This is a genomic window from Phenylobacterium sp., assembly GCF_024508875.1.
Taxonomy (GTDB): Bacteria; Pseudomonadota; Alphaproteobacteria; order Caulobacterales; family Caulobacteraceae; genus Phenylobacterium.
This window is the reverse complement of record NZ_JANINU010000120.1, coordinates 1-14449: the sequence shown is the minus strand read 5'-3', so window position 1 is coordinate 14449 and position 14449 is coordinate 1. Positions and strand designations below refer to the sequence as shown.

The following is a 14449-nucleotide window of genomic DNA, read 5'->3' as shown; positions in this document are numbered from 1 at the left end:
GCCCGGGAAAAGCCCGCCGCACCTCGGGCGGCGCGCCCTTCTCGCTGCGGGCGGCGATTCAGGCGCCCCAGCGTTGTCGGCAGGTCAGAAATTCAGGCGGGCGGACATTGAGATCGTGCGCCCGTTGGCGGCGCGGCCCAGGCCGATGCCGTTGGCCGGAACCGAGGGCGTGGTGATCTCGATGAAGGCGACCTTGTCGAACAGGTTGTCCACGTTGAGCATCAGCTCCACGCGATCCGTCGGGCGGTACTGCACGAACGCACCGACCAGCGTGTAGCCCGGCATCTTCATCAGGTTGTTGTCCTGCACCCAGCTATCGGTCGTGCCGACGATGTTGGCGCCGACCGTCACCTGCCGGATTTCGAACTGCGGTGTCGCCTGGAAGATGAAGTCCGGTTGCCGCCGTGGCGTCTTGCCGGCGACCGCAGCATTCAGCTTGTCGTTGACGAGTTCGGCGTGGGTGTAGGTCACGCCGGCCCGCAGGCTGAACGGACCATGCCGATACGCGCCCTCGGCCTCGACGCCATAGGCCTTGTAGGTCCGGTCGGTCGTGATGGCGCCCGCCTGCACGTTGGTGTCTTCCGTGTCGGCGGAGAAGCCGGTGACGTTCACCGTGAGACCCGAGGCGCGATACTTGAACCCGCCTTCGAGCTGTTTGACGATGTCGTACCCGTCGGCCTTGTTGACCAGGCTGCCGTCGACAGTGCTGACCTTGTTCGAGAACAGCAGCTTGTCGGCCCCCGCCCGCGCGCCGCGGCTATAGCGGGCGAAGAGCGCGAACGATTCAGCAACCCGGTAGTTCACGCCCACCGAATAGCTGAGATAGCCGTAGTCGTAGTCCACGGGGGCCGGGCGGTCGAAGGGCGTGAAGGCCGTCTTCGATTCCGCGACCGAGATGACGCCGTTGCCGTTGAAGTCTACCGACTTGATTCCGATCCGCCCGTCGCCCAGATCCGCGCCGTACAGTTGGCCGTTCACCTTGCCGAAGTCGTAGCGGACGCTGCCCCCCACCGCGATCTTGCCGAGGCGATAGTTGAGCGACGCGTAGGGCGCCGTGATGTTGTAGCGGACGTCGTAGCTGCGGCGGAAAAACGCCGTGTTCCCCGAGCGGTTGAAGCCCAGGTAGCCCCCCTGCGTCTGTGGGACGCCGGCAGCGTTGGTGTAGTTGATCAGCGCCGAGGCGCCGTCGCCGGCCACATCCTGCAGGTGGTTACTGTAGAGCCAGTCGCTCGTGTAGTCCTGCAGCGACTTGTAGACCCCGCCGGTCGCGGTCAACTCGGCCTCGCCCAACGGGAAGACGCGGGTGGCCCGCAGGTCGTTGATGAAGTTGTCCAGCGAGCGCGACTCGATCCGGTTCAGCGAGCTGGCGACGACCAGGCCGTTGCCGTTCATGGTTCCGAGGTTCGTGATCACCTGGCCCGCGCGCGGGCCGGTGGCGTAGCTGAACGTCCCCGCTCCGCCGCCCAGCGACGCCGGCAGGGCGCTGCCCGAATAGATGTTCGCGACCAGGTTTCGGGTCGTGCCCCCGTGCATCTTCGAGTACCGGCCGCGCTCGGTGATCGTCCAGCCGTGGGTGTCGAATTGCGATTCCAGGCCGATCGATTTCACGTTGGCGCTCATGCCCTGGGAGATCGGCATTTGGACCGGCGTGTTGTCCGCGTCGAGCGTGATGAGATTGCCCAGATTGCCCGAGATCATCGAGTCGCGCCGGACGTCGTAGTTCTGGAAGCTGGAATACACCGGGTGGTCGTTCGTGCCGGTGATCTTCACCGGGCCGGGCAGGTAGTGCGGCGAGCGGTCGTCGAGGTACTTGCCCGACAGCCGGACGTAGCCGTTGGAGAACTGGCGGGTGACGTTGAACTTGAATTGGCCGCCCTTGAAGGCGTTGAAGCCCACCCGGCGCGGGCCCTCGCCCACCCGGTAGAAGCCGCCCACGTGGAAGCGCCACGCGTCGTTGATCGGCGCGCCGTAGTCGAAGTCGACGCGCTTCGTGTCGTAGTCGAGCCCGCTGGTGAGCTGGAGCGCGCCGCCGGCCACGTCGCCGGTCTTGGAGATCAGGTTGATGACGCCGGCAGGCGAGTTCGACGCGAAGGTCGAGGACGAGCCGCCGCGGATGGATTCCACGGCCGACAGGTTGAAGTCGGCGCGGATGTAGATGTCTGACGCACCGTTGAAGAAGTCGCCGAACTCCAGGACCGGCAGGCCGTCCTCCTGGATCTGCATGTACTTCGATCCGCCGGACGCCAGGGGCAGGCCGCGGACCGTGTAGGCCGAGCTGCCGTCGCCGGTGGACGACTCGGTGCGGATCCCCGGCAGGTTGCGCAAAAGGTCGCCCAGCGAGCGGGCGCCCAGCGCCTCGATGTCCTTCTCCCGCAGCGCACTGGTCGAGGTGGCGCTGTCCAACCGGTCGCGACCCTTGGCGACGCCGGTGGAAAAGACCTCTTCGCGATTGGCCGGTGCGCTCGTGGCCGCGTTGCTCGCGACCGCGGCTGACCGCTCGTCGATCGCAGTCTGCTTTGCGCCGACTTGCCCGGCGATTGTCGGAGCAGGGCTTGAAAGTGCAGGTGTGGCAAATAGAAGCGGACTGAACGCGACTGAAATATACAATATCCGCATGGAATCCTCCGCGCGCGTGCCGTATCCGTCGGCGATATAAGCGCGGTTAGATTTCAGCTTGTTTAAAAGATCGGCATTTTCCGAAGTTGTTAACCATCGGTTACCTGTTTACCGAGTCTTTACTGACCGCAACGACAGCCCCGTTGGAATCTGTACCGCCTCACGCCCGTGCAAATTCCCCACACACCTCCCGCACCAGGCCGCGCAGCCAGCGGTGGGCCGGGTCGGCGTCGAGGCGGGGGTGCCAGAGCATGGAGATGGTGAAGGGCGCCGGCGGGGTCGGCAGCTCGAACGTCGCCAGGCCCTCGCGCAGCACGGCCGTGTGGCGCATCGGGACGGTGGCCACCAGGTCCGCGCGCCGGGCCAGGGCGAGGGCGGCGGCGAACCCGCCCACCACGCAGGCGATCCGCCGGTCCAGCCCAGGCGGCAGGAAGGGCAGGTCGACCGCCTCGTCCTCCAGGCCGCTTCGCGAGACCACCACGTGCCGCGCCGCGCGGTAGCCGGCCAGGGTGACCTCCCCGCGCGCCAGCGGATGTTCGTGGCGCACCGCCCCCACCAGCCGGTCGCGGAACAGGGCCTGCGCCCGCAGTTCGGGGCCCACCGCGTGATCGACCACCGCGGTCTCCAGGTCGACCCGACCCTCGCGCAGCGGCGCGCTGTCCTTGTCCGGCTTCTGCAGGAAGTTGAGGCGCACGCCCGGCGCCTCGGCCTGCACGCGGGCGATGAGGCCGGGGCCGAAGTTCTCCACGAAGCCGTCGCTGGCGCGCAGCGTGAACGCCCGGACCAGCGTGGCCGGGTCCGTCCGCTCGGCGGGCCGCAGCACGGCCTGGGCGCCCTGCACCAAGTCGCGGACCTCGGCCCGCAAGGCGTCGGCCCGTGGGGTCGGGGTCAGCCCGCGGCCGGCGCGGACCAGCAGCGGATCGCCGGTGACCTCGCGCAGGCGGGCCAGGGCGCGGCTCATCGCCGACGGGCTGAGCCGCAGCCGTCGCGCGGCGCCGGCGACGCTGCCTTCCTCCAGCAGCACGTCCAGGGTCACGAGCAGGTTCAGATCGGGCGTGGACATGCGGCGCTCTTCTTCGGCGTGGATATATAGCGCCAAACGCAACGATAACCTGCAAACCGTGCGCGTTCCGCCATGAATGCCGCCGGCCTAGCTTGCCTCCGCACCCAGGAGGACCTGCGATGACCGACGCCCTTCAGACCTTTGCCTCCGGCCTTGCCGCCGCCTGGGGGCCGCTGACGAGCGAACTCGTCGCCGAGGCCTGCGGACGGCTCGCCCGGCTGACCGCCGCTTCCCCCGACGAACCCTGGCTGGCCGACCTGCGCCGCGACGCCCCCGCGGGCCGCGAGCTCTGCCGCGACCCCGACCACGGCTTCGTCCTTATGGCCCACACGGAACAGGCCGGCCTCCTCCGCCCTCCGCACGACCATGGCCGCGCCTGGGTCGTCTATGCGGTCCAGAGCGGCGAGATCGAGATCCGCACCTACGCTCGTATCGACGGGCCCGACGGCGCGCGGCTGGTCCGCCGCGACGCCACCGTTCTGCGGCCCGGCCTGGCGCTGGCCTACCTGCCGGGCGACATCCACGACACGCGTTGCCTGAGCGACACCGCGCTGCTCTTCCGCTTCACCGAGCGCGACCTGCGGGTGGAGGACAAGGTCGAGCGCCGGATGACGCGCTATGTCGATCGGGGCGGCGTCTGGAGGCCGGCCGCGTGACCGCCGCCCTCCTGGTCGAGACGGGCTCCGGCCCGCTTGCCGGCCGCCGCCGCGCCGCGGCGATCGCGACGGTCCTCGCGTCCATGACCCTGGCCGTCCTCGACGCCGGCATGACCACCGCGGCCCTGCCCAACCTCGCGCGCGCGTTCTCCGTGACCCCGGCGTCGGCGATCCTGGTGGTGACCGCCTACCAGGCCGGCCTGATCATGGCCCTGCTGCCGATGGGCGCCGTGGGCGAGCGGTTCGGCCACCGGCGGGTCTTCTGGCTCAGCCTCGTCCTGTTCGCGTTGGCCTCCGCCTCGGCCGCGGTCGCGCCGGGCCTTCCCTGGCTGGCGGCAGCCCGCTTTGTCCAGGGAATCGCCGGCGCGGGGATCATGGGGCTGGGCGTGGCCTTGCTGCGCTTCACCGTGCCGAAGGCGCAACTCGGCGCCGCCATCGGCTGGAACGCGCTCACCGTCGCCCTGGCCTCGGCCGCTGCGCCCAGCGTCGGGGCCCTGGTGCTCGCGCTCGCCGACTGGCGCGGTCTCTTCGCCCTGAACCTGCCGGTCGCCGCCCTCGCCCTGCTGGGGGCGCACGCCCTGCCGGACGCACCCCGCCGCCCCGCGCCGCTGGACTTCGTCAGCATCGGCCTGAACGGGCTGACGTTCGCCGCCTTCATCCTGGCCGCCCAGGCGCTGGCGAGCCATCCCGGGCGGGCGGCAGGCCTGCTGGCGCTTTCCGTCGCGGCCTTCGCCGTCTTTGCGCGGCGCGAGGCGCCGAAGGCCGCGCCGCTCCTGCCGCTGGACCTCCTGCGCCGCGCCGCGTTCCGCCTGTCGGTGATCGCCTCGGTCTGCTGCTTCACGGCGCAGACCGCCGGCCTCCTGGCGCTGCCGTTCCTCCTCCAGCGGCGGATGGGCCTGACGCCGCTGTCGGCGGGGCTCTGCGTCACGCTCTGGCCGCTGTCCGTCGCGCTCGCGGCGGCGGTGGTGGGCCGCCTCGCCGACCGCCTGCCTACCGCCTGGATCTGCGCCCTGGGGGCGGCGGCGCTGTGCGTGGGCCTTGCCGGATGCGCGGTGCTGGCGGGCGCGAGCCGACCCGAGCTGCTGACGCCCTGGATCGCGCTGGGCGGCCTGGGCTTCGGCCTCTTCCAGTCGCCCAACAACCGCAACATGTTCCTCGCCGCCCCCGCCGAGCGCGCCGGCGCGACCGGCGGGATGCAGGGCACGGCCCGCGTGTCTGGCCAGACGCTCGGCGCGCTGGCGACCGCGCTGCTGTTCGCCGGCGCGCCGCTGGAGAGCGCCCTGCCGGTCGCGCTGGGCCTCGCCGCGGCGGCGGCCCTGACGGGTGGCCTGGTCAGCCTCCTGCGGCTCCAAGCCTAAAGCCGTCCGCGCCGCGCCAGCCAAGCAAAAGCCCCGCCGGCCATGCGACCGACGGGGCTTGCGTCATTTCAGTCCTGAACGGTCAGCGACCGATCAGTACCCCTGGATCCGCGCGTAGCGGTCGCGGTGGAACGCCTGGTTGCCGAAGGCCGCCTCGGCCGCGCGGGCGCGCTTCAGGTAGAAGCCGGCGTCGTGGGCGTCGGTCATGCCGATGCCGCCGTGCATCTGGACCATCTCGTTCGACACCAGGTGGAAGGTGTCGCCCATCTTGGCCTTCGCCAGGCTGACCAGCTCCGGCACGTCCGGCGAGTCGGCGTCGATGGCCGCCAGGGCCGCCTCCACCGCCGAGCGGCTCAGTTCCAGCTCGGTGAACATCTTGGCCGCGCGGTGCTGCAGGGCTTGGAAGCTGCCGATCACCTGGCCGAACTGCACGCGGGTCTTGAGGTATTCCAGCGTGACTTCGAACGCCTGGTTGGCGGCGCCCAGCATCTCGGCGGCCAGCCCGGCGCGAACGCGGTCCAGGACCTTTTCCAGCAGCGCCGCGCCGCCGTTCAGCTTCTCGGCCGCGGCCCCGCTGAACTCGACGTTCGCCGCGCCGCGGCTATCGGCCAGGCTCAGCTTGCTGCGCTTCACGCCGGCGTCGTCGGCCTTCACCAGGTAGAGCTCGACCTTGCCGCCCTCCGTGGCCGAGACCACGAACACGTCGGCGGCCATGCCTTCCAGCACGAAGGTCTTCTTACCGGTCAGCTTGCCGCCCGACACCGTGGCCGCGACCTTCTCGGGCCGGTGATGCGGGCCCTCGTCGACCGCCAGCGCGCCCACGGCCGAGCCGTCGGCCAGCTTCGGGAGCCACTCGGACTTCTGCGCGTCCGAGCCGCCCAGGATCAGGGCCGAGGCGGCGCCCAGGCCCGAGGCGATCAGCGGCGAGGCGGTCAGGGTGCGGCCCAGTTCCTCGAGCACCAGGCCCAGGCTCAGGTAGCCGAAGTTCGACCCGCCGAACTCTTCCGGGATGATCACCCCGGCCCAGCCCATCTCGGCCATCTCGTTCCAGGCGGCGACGTCGTAGCCAAGCTCGGCGCCGCTGTCGCGCATCTTGCGGAAGGCGCCGACGGGGCTCTTTTCCTGCACCCAGCTCTTGGCCGAGTCTCGCAGCATGCTCTGTTCTTCGGTCAGAACGGCCATCTTAGTTCCTCGTGAAATTCGTTCGTTGTCTCAAATGATCGATGGGGGTGCGGACCCGTCAGGTCCGCATCCTCACTGCGCTTGCGTAAGGTCAGGCAAGCCCAGGATGCGCTTGCTGACGATGTTCGACTGCACCTCCTGGGAGCCGCCGAAGATCGTGAAGGCCTTGCCGTAGAGCCAGGCGCGGACGATCTCGAGCTCGTCCTTGGCGAAGTCGTCGCCCTCCCAGCCCAGGCCCTGGTGACCCATGATCTCGAGGGTCAGCTCGTGGCGCTCCTGGGCGATCCAGGTGCCGGCGTTCTTCATGATCGAGGTAGCCGCCGAGGGGCCGGAATTGCCCTTGGACTCAGCCATCACGCGGAAGGCGGTCTGCTGGAAGACCTTGGTCTCCATCGCGTTGCGCACGACCCGATTGCGCAGGTCGTGGTCGGCGATGCGGCCTTCTTCGTCGACGCCGACGTATTTCTTGGCCAGGTCCGACAGCGACGAGCCGCCCATGCCGCCGCCCATGCCGGAGATGCCGCTGCGCTCGTGCTGCAGCAGGCGCTTGGCGATGGTCCAGCCGCCGTTCAGCGGGCCGACCAGGTCCTTCTTCTCGGCGCGCGCGTCGGTGAAGAAGGTCTCGCAGAAGGGCGCCATGCCGTTGATGAGCGGGATCGGCCGCACCTCGACGCCGGGCTGGTGCATCGAGAAGAGGACGAAGCTGATGCCCTCATGCTTCTTCGCGGGGTCGGTGCGCACCAGGCAGAACATCCAGTCGGCGAACTGACCGCCGCTGGTCCACACCTTGCTGCCGTTGATGATGAAGTGGTCGCCCTTGTCTTCGGCCTTGGTCTGAAGAGACGCGAGGTCGGACCCGGCGTTCGGCTCGCTGAAGCCCTGGCACCACTGCAGGTCGCCGCGGCAGATCGGCGGGATGTGCTCCTGCTTCTGCGCCTCGGTGCCGTATTCCAGCAGCGTCGGGCCGAACATCATCACGCCCATGCCGCCGATGGGGTTGTAGGCGCCGGCGCGGGCGAACTCGCCCTGCACGATGCGCGCCTCGGCCCCGGACAGGCCGCCGCCGCCGTATTCCTTCGGCCAGGTGGGCGTGCCCCAGCCCTTCGACCCCACCGCCTTGCGCCAGGCTTCCTGTTCGGGCGTCGGATCGTTGCCGCGCTCCTCGCGCGCCATCGGGTTGGGCTTGCCCTTCAGCGAAGCGGGGAAATTCGCCTCGACCCAGTCTCGGACCTCTTTCCGGAAGGCATCCAGATCGGTCCCACCAAAATCCGCCATTTCTCGAAAATTCCTCGTTCTTAAATCTTGCTCGCCATCTCCGGGCTTGTCCCGGGGATCCAGATGCGCCGACCGCTCAGGCAAATTCCCGAAAGTCGGCGTGTCCGGATGGCCGGCACAAGGCCGGCCAATGACGAAGTTGGAGTTGAGACCTTAGCTCGAAGCCGTCGTGTCGGGCAGGCCCAGAATGCGCTTGCTGACGATGTTCGACTGCACCTCCTGGCTGCCGCCGAAAATGGTCCACGCCTTGCCCGACAGCCACGAGCGCACGGCCTCCAGCTCGTCCTTGCCGAAGGCTTCGCCTTCCCAGCCCAGGCCCTGGCTGCCCATGATCTCGATCAACAGTTCGGCGCGCTCCTGGCCGATCCAGGTGCCGGAGTTCTTCATCACCGACGTGGTGGCCGAGGGGTTCACGTTGCCCTTCGACTCCGCCCGGGCCCGCTCGATGGTCAGGGCGTGAGCGCGGGCGTCCATCTTGTTCTTCACCACCCGCGTGCGCAGGTCGGTGTCGGCGATACGGCCCTGATCGTCGACGCCGAGGTATTTCTTGGCGATGTCGGCGATGTCGGCGCCGCCGGTCATTCGCCCGCCGCCCTGGCCCGAACGCTCATGCTGCAGCAGGCGCTTGCCCACCGTCCAGCCGCCGTTCAACGGCCCGACCATGTCGTCCTTCTCTGCGCGCGCGTCGGTGAAGAACGTCTCGCAGAACGGCGACGACCCGGCGATCAGCTTGATCGGCCGCGTCTCCACGCCGGGCTGATGCATGTTGATCAGGACGAAGCTGATGCCTTCATGCTTCTTGGTGGTGTCCGTTCGCACCAGGCAGAAGCACCAGTCCGCCCACTGCGCGCCGCTGGTCCAGATCTTCTGGCCGTTGATCTTCCAGTGGTCGCCGGCGTCCTCGCATTTGGTCGTCAGGCTGGCCAGGTCGGACCCGGCGCCCGGCTCGGAATAGCCTTGGCACCAGCGCAGCTCGCCCTTCACGATCGGCGGGATGTGGCGCTTCTTCTGCTCTTCGGTGCCGTATTCCAGCAATGTGGGGCCGAACATCGACACGCCCATGCCCATGATCGGGTTGTAGGCGCCGATCCGCTCCATCTCCTGGTTCAGCACCCGCGCCTCGGCCGCCGATAGTCCGCCGCCGCCATAGGCCTTGGGCCAGGTGGGAACGCCCCAGCCCTTCTCGCCCATGCGCTGCTTCCAGAGGAGATGGTCGCCCGCAGGCTTCTCGGCGCCCTGGAAACGCAGCGGCGCGTTCACGTCGCCGCGTATCGACTGGGGTAGGTTCGCTTCGAGCCAGGCGCGCGCCTCGGCCCGGAAGGCGTCCACGTCGGCGCCACCGAAATCCGCCATCTCATCCTCCCTTGGATACCGTTTTTTCTACCCTAGCACCGGTCCGCGGAGGCGGGGAGTCTGTCCAAACAGGTGTTCAAACGCCTCCTCTCCCCCCGGGCTGCGCCTCGGGGAGAGGAGGCGAACGGTCAGAAGAACAGCTTGCGGAAGCTCAGGCTGACGACCCGGCCCGTGGGGTTCAGCTCGTCGGGCAGGTAGCCTGCCGGCGTGCGCCCCGTCACGTCGGTCACGTCCTGCTTCTCGTCGAACAGGTTGGTCACCGACAGCGTCAGGCGCGAGCCGCGGAAGAACGGTTGCTTGGCCACCAGTTCGCGGTTGGCGCCCAGGTTCGCGAACAGCCGCAGGTCCACGGTCGCCAGGCTGCCGAAATGCAGATCCCCGGTGGGCGAAGAGGCCGGCGCGTCTACAGTGGTGGCGCTCTGCCAGTTGGCGCTGATCCGCGCGCCTAGACCGTTGCGCGAGATGCCCGCCTGGGCCTGCACCTCGTGCCGCGGCTGGCCGCCGCCGCTACCGGCGGCAGAGCCGTGCAGCAGGTCGAAGACCGGCCCGCCATCGCGGACCAGGATCTCATCCTGGAAATGGATCGTGTGATAGACGGCGAACTGGATCCGCCCACCCAGGCCGCCGGGGCCGCCGGGGCCGAACCCGCCGCGGAAGCCGCCGGGCGGTCCGCCGCCAGGGCCGCCGAAGCCGCCGCCGGGCGGGCCGAAGCCGCCCTGCGCCTGCTGGGTGTCGCCCGTACGGGTTTCGCTGCCGGGCGGCGCGCTGGGCGCCGTCGTGTCCGGCGCGCTGCCTTCCGGACGTTCGCCCGGCGCGGACTGGCCCGCCACGCCCTGGCGCTGACCCTGGGTGGTTTGGCCCTGGGCCGACTGTCCCTGTCGCTGCCCTTGCCCCTGGCCCGCGCCCGGCGCCCCGGGGCCGAAGCCGCCAGGGCCGCCTTGGCCGAAGCGCCGCGGCTGCGGCTGCGGGCCCCACGGGCGCGAATAGTTGAAGCCCCAGCGCAGGCTCTCGCTCTTCGTCTGGGCGAAGTTCACCGGCCGGTAGTCGATCTGGACCAGGTCGCCCGCCGCGTTGCGGGTGAAGCGGTCGGGGAAGGCGGCCTCGATCTCGGCGGTGGCCGCCGGGAACGTGGCGATGGGGTTCTCGATCCGGCTCTTCACGTAGTTGGCGCTGAAGGTCAGGTCCTGGCTGGAGATCGGCTTCCAGGTCAGGCCCAGCTTGGTCACGTTGCGCTCGTCGCCGGTGAGCGCGGCGTTGCCGCCGTCGATGCGGCGCACCTCCACGGTCCGGCCCGTGGCGTAGTCGAAGATTCGCGCGGCCTCGGTCACCACCTGCGGGCCGCCCACCTGGCTCATGGTCGGCGCGCCCTCATCGCGGGTGTGCGACACGATCAGGCTGAGGCCGGTGATCGGCCGCCAGTTCATGCCGACGCCGAGCGTGGTCAGGGTCCCGAAGTCCGAGAGGTCGTTCACGGCGGCGTTGGCGTTGACCGACAGTTCGCCCAGGAACGGCAGGAAATCCTTCTTCCGGCTCGCCAGCGGCACGTCGACGCTGCCCTGCGCCGACAGGGTGTTGCGCGACAGGTCGGCGTCGCGCTCGACACCGGAACGCAGCGTGTCCGACGATAGCCAGCTCGCCGCCTCGCCCACCTTGAACGAGGTGCGCACCGGACCAGCCGGCATGTCGAACGCCGGGCCGTTGGCCACCGCCTGGATGTTGAAGCCGTCGCTGATCGAGCGCGCCTTGTTGCCGGCGCGCTCTGCCAGCAGGGCCGGCGCCCACGGCGCGAACGGCGAGCCCAGCGTCCCGGCGTTCTCCGCCGCCTGCAGCGCGCTGATATCCACCCCCACGTCGCTGACGGTGAACGAGTCCGAGTGGTCGTAGGCGCCAGTCAGCGACAGCCGCCACTTGGCGAGGTCCTTATTCAGCGAGCCGCCCACCTGGCCGCTCCAGCTCTCGGTCGTCTGCCGCAGCGGGCCGAACGCGGTGACGTAGCGGTTGAGGGTGACGTCCGTGCCGAAGGGCGAGGCGGGGTCGGCGTCCGGGATCACTAGGCTGGCGCCGGGCAGGCCGCGTAGCGACTCGCTGCGGCTGGCGCTGAAGTTGGCGGTCAGCGTGCCCCGGAAGTCGTGGGGCAGGGCGCGGGCGATCACGGCGTTGCCGGTCACCGTCTTGGTCTCGGGGACCAGCGTACGGAAGGCGTCGGTGTCGCTGACGTTGGCGACCCCGGCGGTGGGCGTCAGGCCGGCGAGCGTCAGCGCCTGGCCGTTCACCGCCGAGACCGGCAGGCCGGCGACCGTCACGGGCCGGCCGACGATGGCGCTCAGCGCCGGGTCGATCTCGCCGCCGCGCGTCGCGCCTGTGATGTTGCCGGTCAGGTCGTAGGGCTGGATGGCGGCGACCTGGCCCACGTCGCGCTCGTCGGCCGTGATCGCCGAGGCCGCCTGGACCTTCAGCACCAGGTTGATGCGGTTGTCGCCGCGGATCTCCAGGCGGTTCAGCTCGGCCGTCCCGTTGGCCTGGCCACCGGCCGTGGGCGCCGAGCCCGTCACGTCCGTGGTCAGCGCCCGGAAGCGGCGGCGCAGCACGAAGTTCACCACCCGCTGGTCGGCCGAATAGCCGTAAGCCAGCGCCGCCTCCTCGGGCAGGATGTCGACGCGGATGATCGCCTCGGTGGGGATGTCGCGGATCTCGGCGAATCCCGAGATGCGCCGCCCGTTGAGCAACACCACGGGCGCCTCGCCGCCGCGGCCGCGGTTGCTGGTGATCTGCGGGCTGAGTTCCGCCAGCAGGTCGGCGACCGAGCTGACGCCGTACGACTGGATCTGCGCCGGGCTGAGCTGCACCTCGGGCTGGATGTCGCCCACGACGGCGCCGGGCTGTGGCCGCTCGCGCGTGCCGACGACCACCAGTTCCGAGACCGTGTCGTCGGTCTCCTCGTCTTCGGTGTGGGTCGCCGCCGCGGCCGGCTTGGCCGGGCTGGCGGCCGGGGCGGCGGTCGGCGCCTGGGCCAGGGCCGGCGCGGCCACACTCGCCAGCAGCGCCGTCAGCAGCGTCGCGGCCACGGCCGTCGCCGGCCGCAGGTTCGAAAAGTCCTCAGTCACCCAACCCTCGGAAGTACAGCGTCCCAGCGGCCAGCTTTTCCACGCCGGCGCGGCGGAATTGAGGGTCGGGCGTTACGGCAACATTTCGTTCGCGGCGCGGCCGAAACTTTATTTCGGGTCCGGCAATCCCAGCACGCGTTTGGCGACGATGTTGAGATTGATTTCGGATGTGCCGCCCTCGATCGAATTGGCCTTTGAACGCAGCATCGTACGCATCGAGGCCAGCTCCTGTTCCGAGAAGCCGTCGCCGCCCCAGCCCAGGCCCTGATGGCCGAACGCCTCGACCATCAGCTCGTTGCGCTCCATGGCGATCTTGGCGCCGGCGTACTTCATGATCGCCGCGGTGTTCGACGGCCCGTTCGAGGCGCGCGCGTCGTCGGCCGCCCGCTTCATCGTGAGCTGGAAGGCCTGGTTCTCCATCAGGTGCTCGGTGATCCGGCGGCGCAGGTCGGCGTCGTCCAGCCGGCCCTCGGCGTCCACGCCGATGTTCGCCTTGGCCGCGTCGGGGATCGTCGGCATCGCCACCGTCTGGCCGATGTTGCCGCCTCCCAGGCTGCCGGCGATCGAGCTGCGCTCGAACTGCATCAGCCGCTTGGCCACCGTCCACCCGCCGTTCAGCGGCCCAAACAACTGGTCCTTCGGCACCTTCACATTGGTGAAGAAGGTCTCGCAGAAGGGCGAGGTCCCGTTGATCAGCAGGATCGGTCGCACCTCGACGCCCGGGGCCTTCATGTCGATCAGCAGGAACGAGATGCCCTCGTGCTTCTTCGACTTGTCGGTGCGGACTAGACAGTAGCAGCGGTCGGCGTTCTGGGCGCCGCTCGTCCAGATCTTCGACCCGTTGACGAGGTAGTGGTCGCCCTTGTCCTCCGCGAAGGTCTGCAGGGACGCGAGGTCGGAGCCGGCGCCGGGCTCGGAATAGCCTTGGCACCACCAGACATCGCCGTTCACGATGCCGGGGAAGTGCTCCTTCTTCAGGGCGTCGGAGCCGTATTCCAACAGCGTAGGTCCGAAGAACGCGATGCCCATGCCGCCGATCGGGTTGCGGGCCCCGATCTTGGCCATCTCCTCGTTGAGAACCGCGATCTGGGCCTTGTTCAGCCCGCCGCCGCCGACGTCCTTGGGCCAATGCGGCGCGCCCCAGCCCTTGGCGCCGAGGGCCAGGCGCCAGGCCTTCGCCTCGGCCGTCTCGGGCTTCGCGTTCAGCTTGGCGAGCTGGGTCGCCGTGTCGTGCGCCAGCGCCTTCGGAAAATTGGCCTCCAGCCAATCCCGGACCTCGGACCGGAAGGTTTCGATCTCGCCGCCGAAGTCCGCCATGGCCGTTCCTCCTCGCCTCAGGTTTTCCTGATTTGCGCCCGTCTTACTTCGGGTCAGGCAAGCCCAGCACCCGCTTGGCGATCACGTTCAGGTTCACTTCCGACGTGCCGCCCTCGATCGAATTGGCCTTGGTCCGCAGCCAGCCGCGCACGGCCACGATCTCGGGGCTCTCGTAACCCGCGCCTTCCCAGCCCAGGCCCTGGTGCCCCAGCGCCTCGATCATCAGCTCGGACCGCTCCTTGGCGAACTCGGCCGCGGCGTACTTGATGATCGAGGTCGTGGCCGAGGGGCCGTTTCCGGCCTTCGACTCGGCGGCCGACCGCGCGATGGTCTGGCGCAGCGCCTGGAAGTTCATCTTGTTCAGCGTGATCTTGCTGCGCAGCTCGATGTCGCTGAGTTCGCCGCCGTCGCCCGCGTACTGTTTGGCGATCGTCGCCAGGTCGCCCGACGCCCCGCCGGCCGAACCGCCTTCGCCGAAGCCGGCCGAGATGTTCTGGCGCTCGTACTGCAGCAGCCGCTTGGCGA

The 14449-nt window shown here is 69.5% G+C and carries 10 protein-coding genes; 2 read left to right on the top strand and 8 right to left on the bottom strand.

Annotated elements, in window-relative coordinates:
* Positions 1 to 84 precede the first annotated feature (84 nt).
* Both Q0L11_RS10265 and Q0L11_RS10260 read right to left on the bottom strand, forming a co-directional pair.
* Complete coding sequence (locus Q0L11_RS10265; RefSeq protein ID WP_296597095.1) at positions 85 to 2616, bottom strand: TonB-dependent receptor; 2532 nt, start codon at positions 2614 to 2616, stop codon at positions 85 to 87.
* Between the two features lie 160 nt (positions 2617 to 2776).
* On the bottom strand, positions 2777 to 3679 hold the full coding sequence (locus tag Q0L11_RS10260; RefSeq protein WP_296597093.1) for a LysR family transcriptional regulator: 903 nt from the start codon (positions 3677 to 3679) through the stop codon (positions 2777 to 2779).
* Positions 3680 to 3798: 119 nt separating this feature from the next.
* Between Q0L11_RS10260 and Q0L11_RS10255 the strand changes: the two genes are divergently transcribed.
* Both Q0L11_RS10255 and Q0L11_RS10250 read left to right on the top strand, forming a co-directional pair.
* Positions 3799 to 4335 carry a hypothetical protein gene (locus Q0L11_RS10255; protein ID WP_296597091.1) on the top strand — a complete coding sequence of 179 codons (537 nt, stop codon included), beginning with the start codon at positions 3799 to 3801 and terminating at the stop codon, positions 4333 to 4335.
* A complete protein-coding gene (locus tag Q0L11_RS10250; protein ID WP_296597090.1) occupies positions 4332 to 5693 on the top strand; it encodes an MFS transporter in 1362 nt (453 codons plus the stop codon). Before Q0L11_RS10255 ends, Q0L11_RS10250 begins: the two co-directional genes overlap by 4 nt.
* Positions 5694 to 5786: 93 nt before the next feature.
* Here the strand turns inward: Q0L11_RS10250 and Q0L11_RS10245 are convergent, their stop codons facing one another.
* The 6 genes from Q0L11_RS10245 to Q0L11_RS10220 all read right to left on the bottom strand — a co-directional run.
* Positions 5787 to 6875, bottom strand: a complete 1089-nt coding sequence (locus Q0L11_RS10245; protein WP_296597088.1) for an acyl-CoA dehydrogenase family protein — start codon at positions 6873 to 6875, stop codon at positions 5787 to 5789.
* A 72-nt stretch (positions 6876 to 6947) separates the two neighbouring features.
* Positions 6948 to 8150 carry an acyl-CoA dehydrogenase family protein gene (locus Q0L11_RS10240; protein ID WP_296597087.1) on the bottom strand — a complete coding sequence of 401 codons (1203 nt, stop codon included), beginning with the start codon at positions 8148 to 8150 and terminating at the stop codon, positions 6948 to 6950.
* Positions 8151 to 8303: 153 nt separating this feature from the next.
* Positions 8304 to 9503 (bottom strand): acyl-CoA dehydrogenase family protein, encoded by a 1200-nt coding sequence (locus tag Q0L11_RS10235; RefSeq protein WP_296597086.1) that lies wholly within the window; start codon positions 9501 to 9503, stop codon positions 8304 to 8306.
* Between the two features lie 128 nt (positions 9504 to 9631).
* Positions 9632 to 12607 (bottom strand): TonB-dependent receptor, encoded by a 2976-nt coding sequence (locus tag Q0L11_RS10230; protein WP_296597085.1) that lies wholly within the window; start codon positions 12605 to 12607, stop codon positions 9632 to 9634.
* Positions 12608 to 12715: 108 nt separating this feature from the next.
* Positions 12716 to 13924, bottom strand: coding sequence for an acyl-CoA dehydrogenase family protein (locus tag Q0L11_RS10225; protein ID WP_296597083.1), 1209 nt, complete (start codon positions 13922 to 13924; stop codon positions 12716 to 12718).
* 43 nt (positions 13925 to 13967) lie between these two features.
* Positions 13968 to 14449, bottom strand: a 482-nt coding sequence (locus Q0L11_RS10220; protein ID WP_296597081.1) for an acyl-CoA dehydrogenase family protein, incomplete at its 5' end; no start/stop codon positions are given.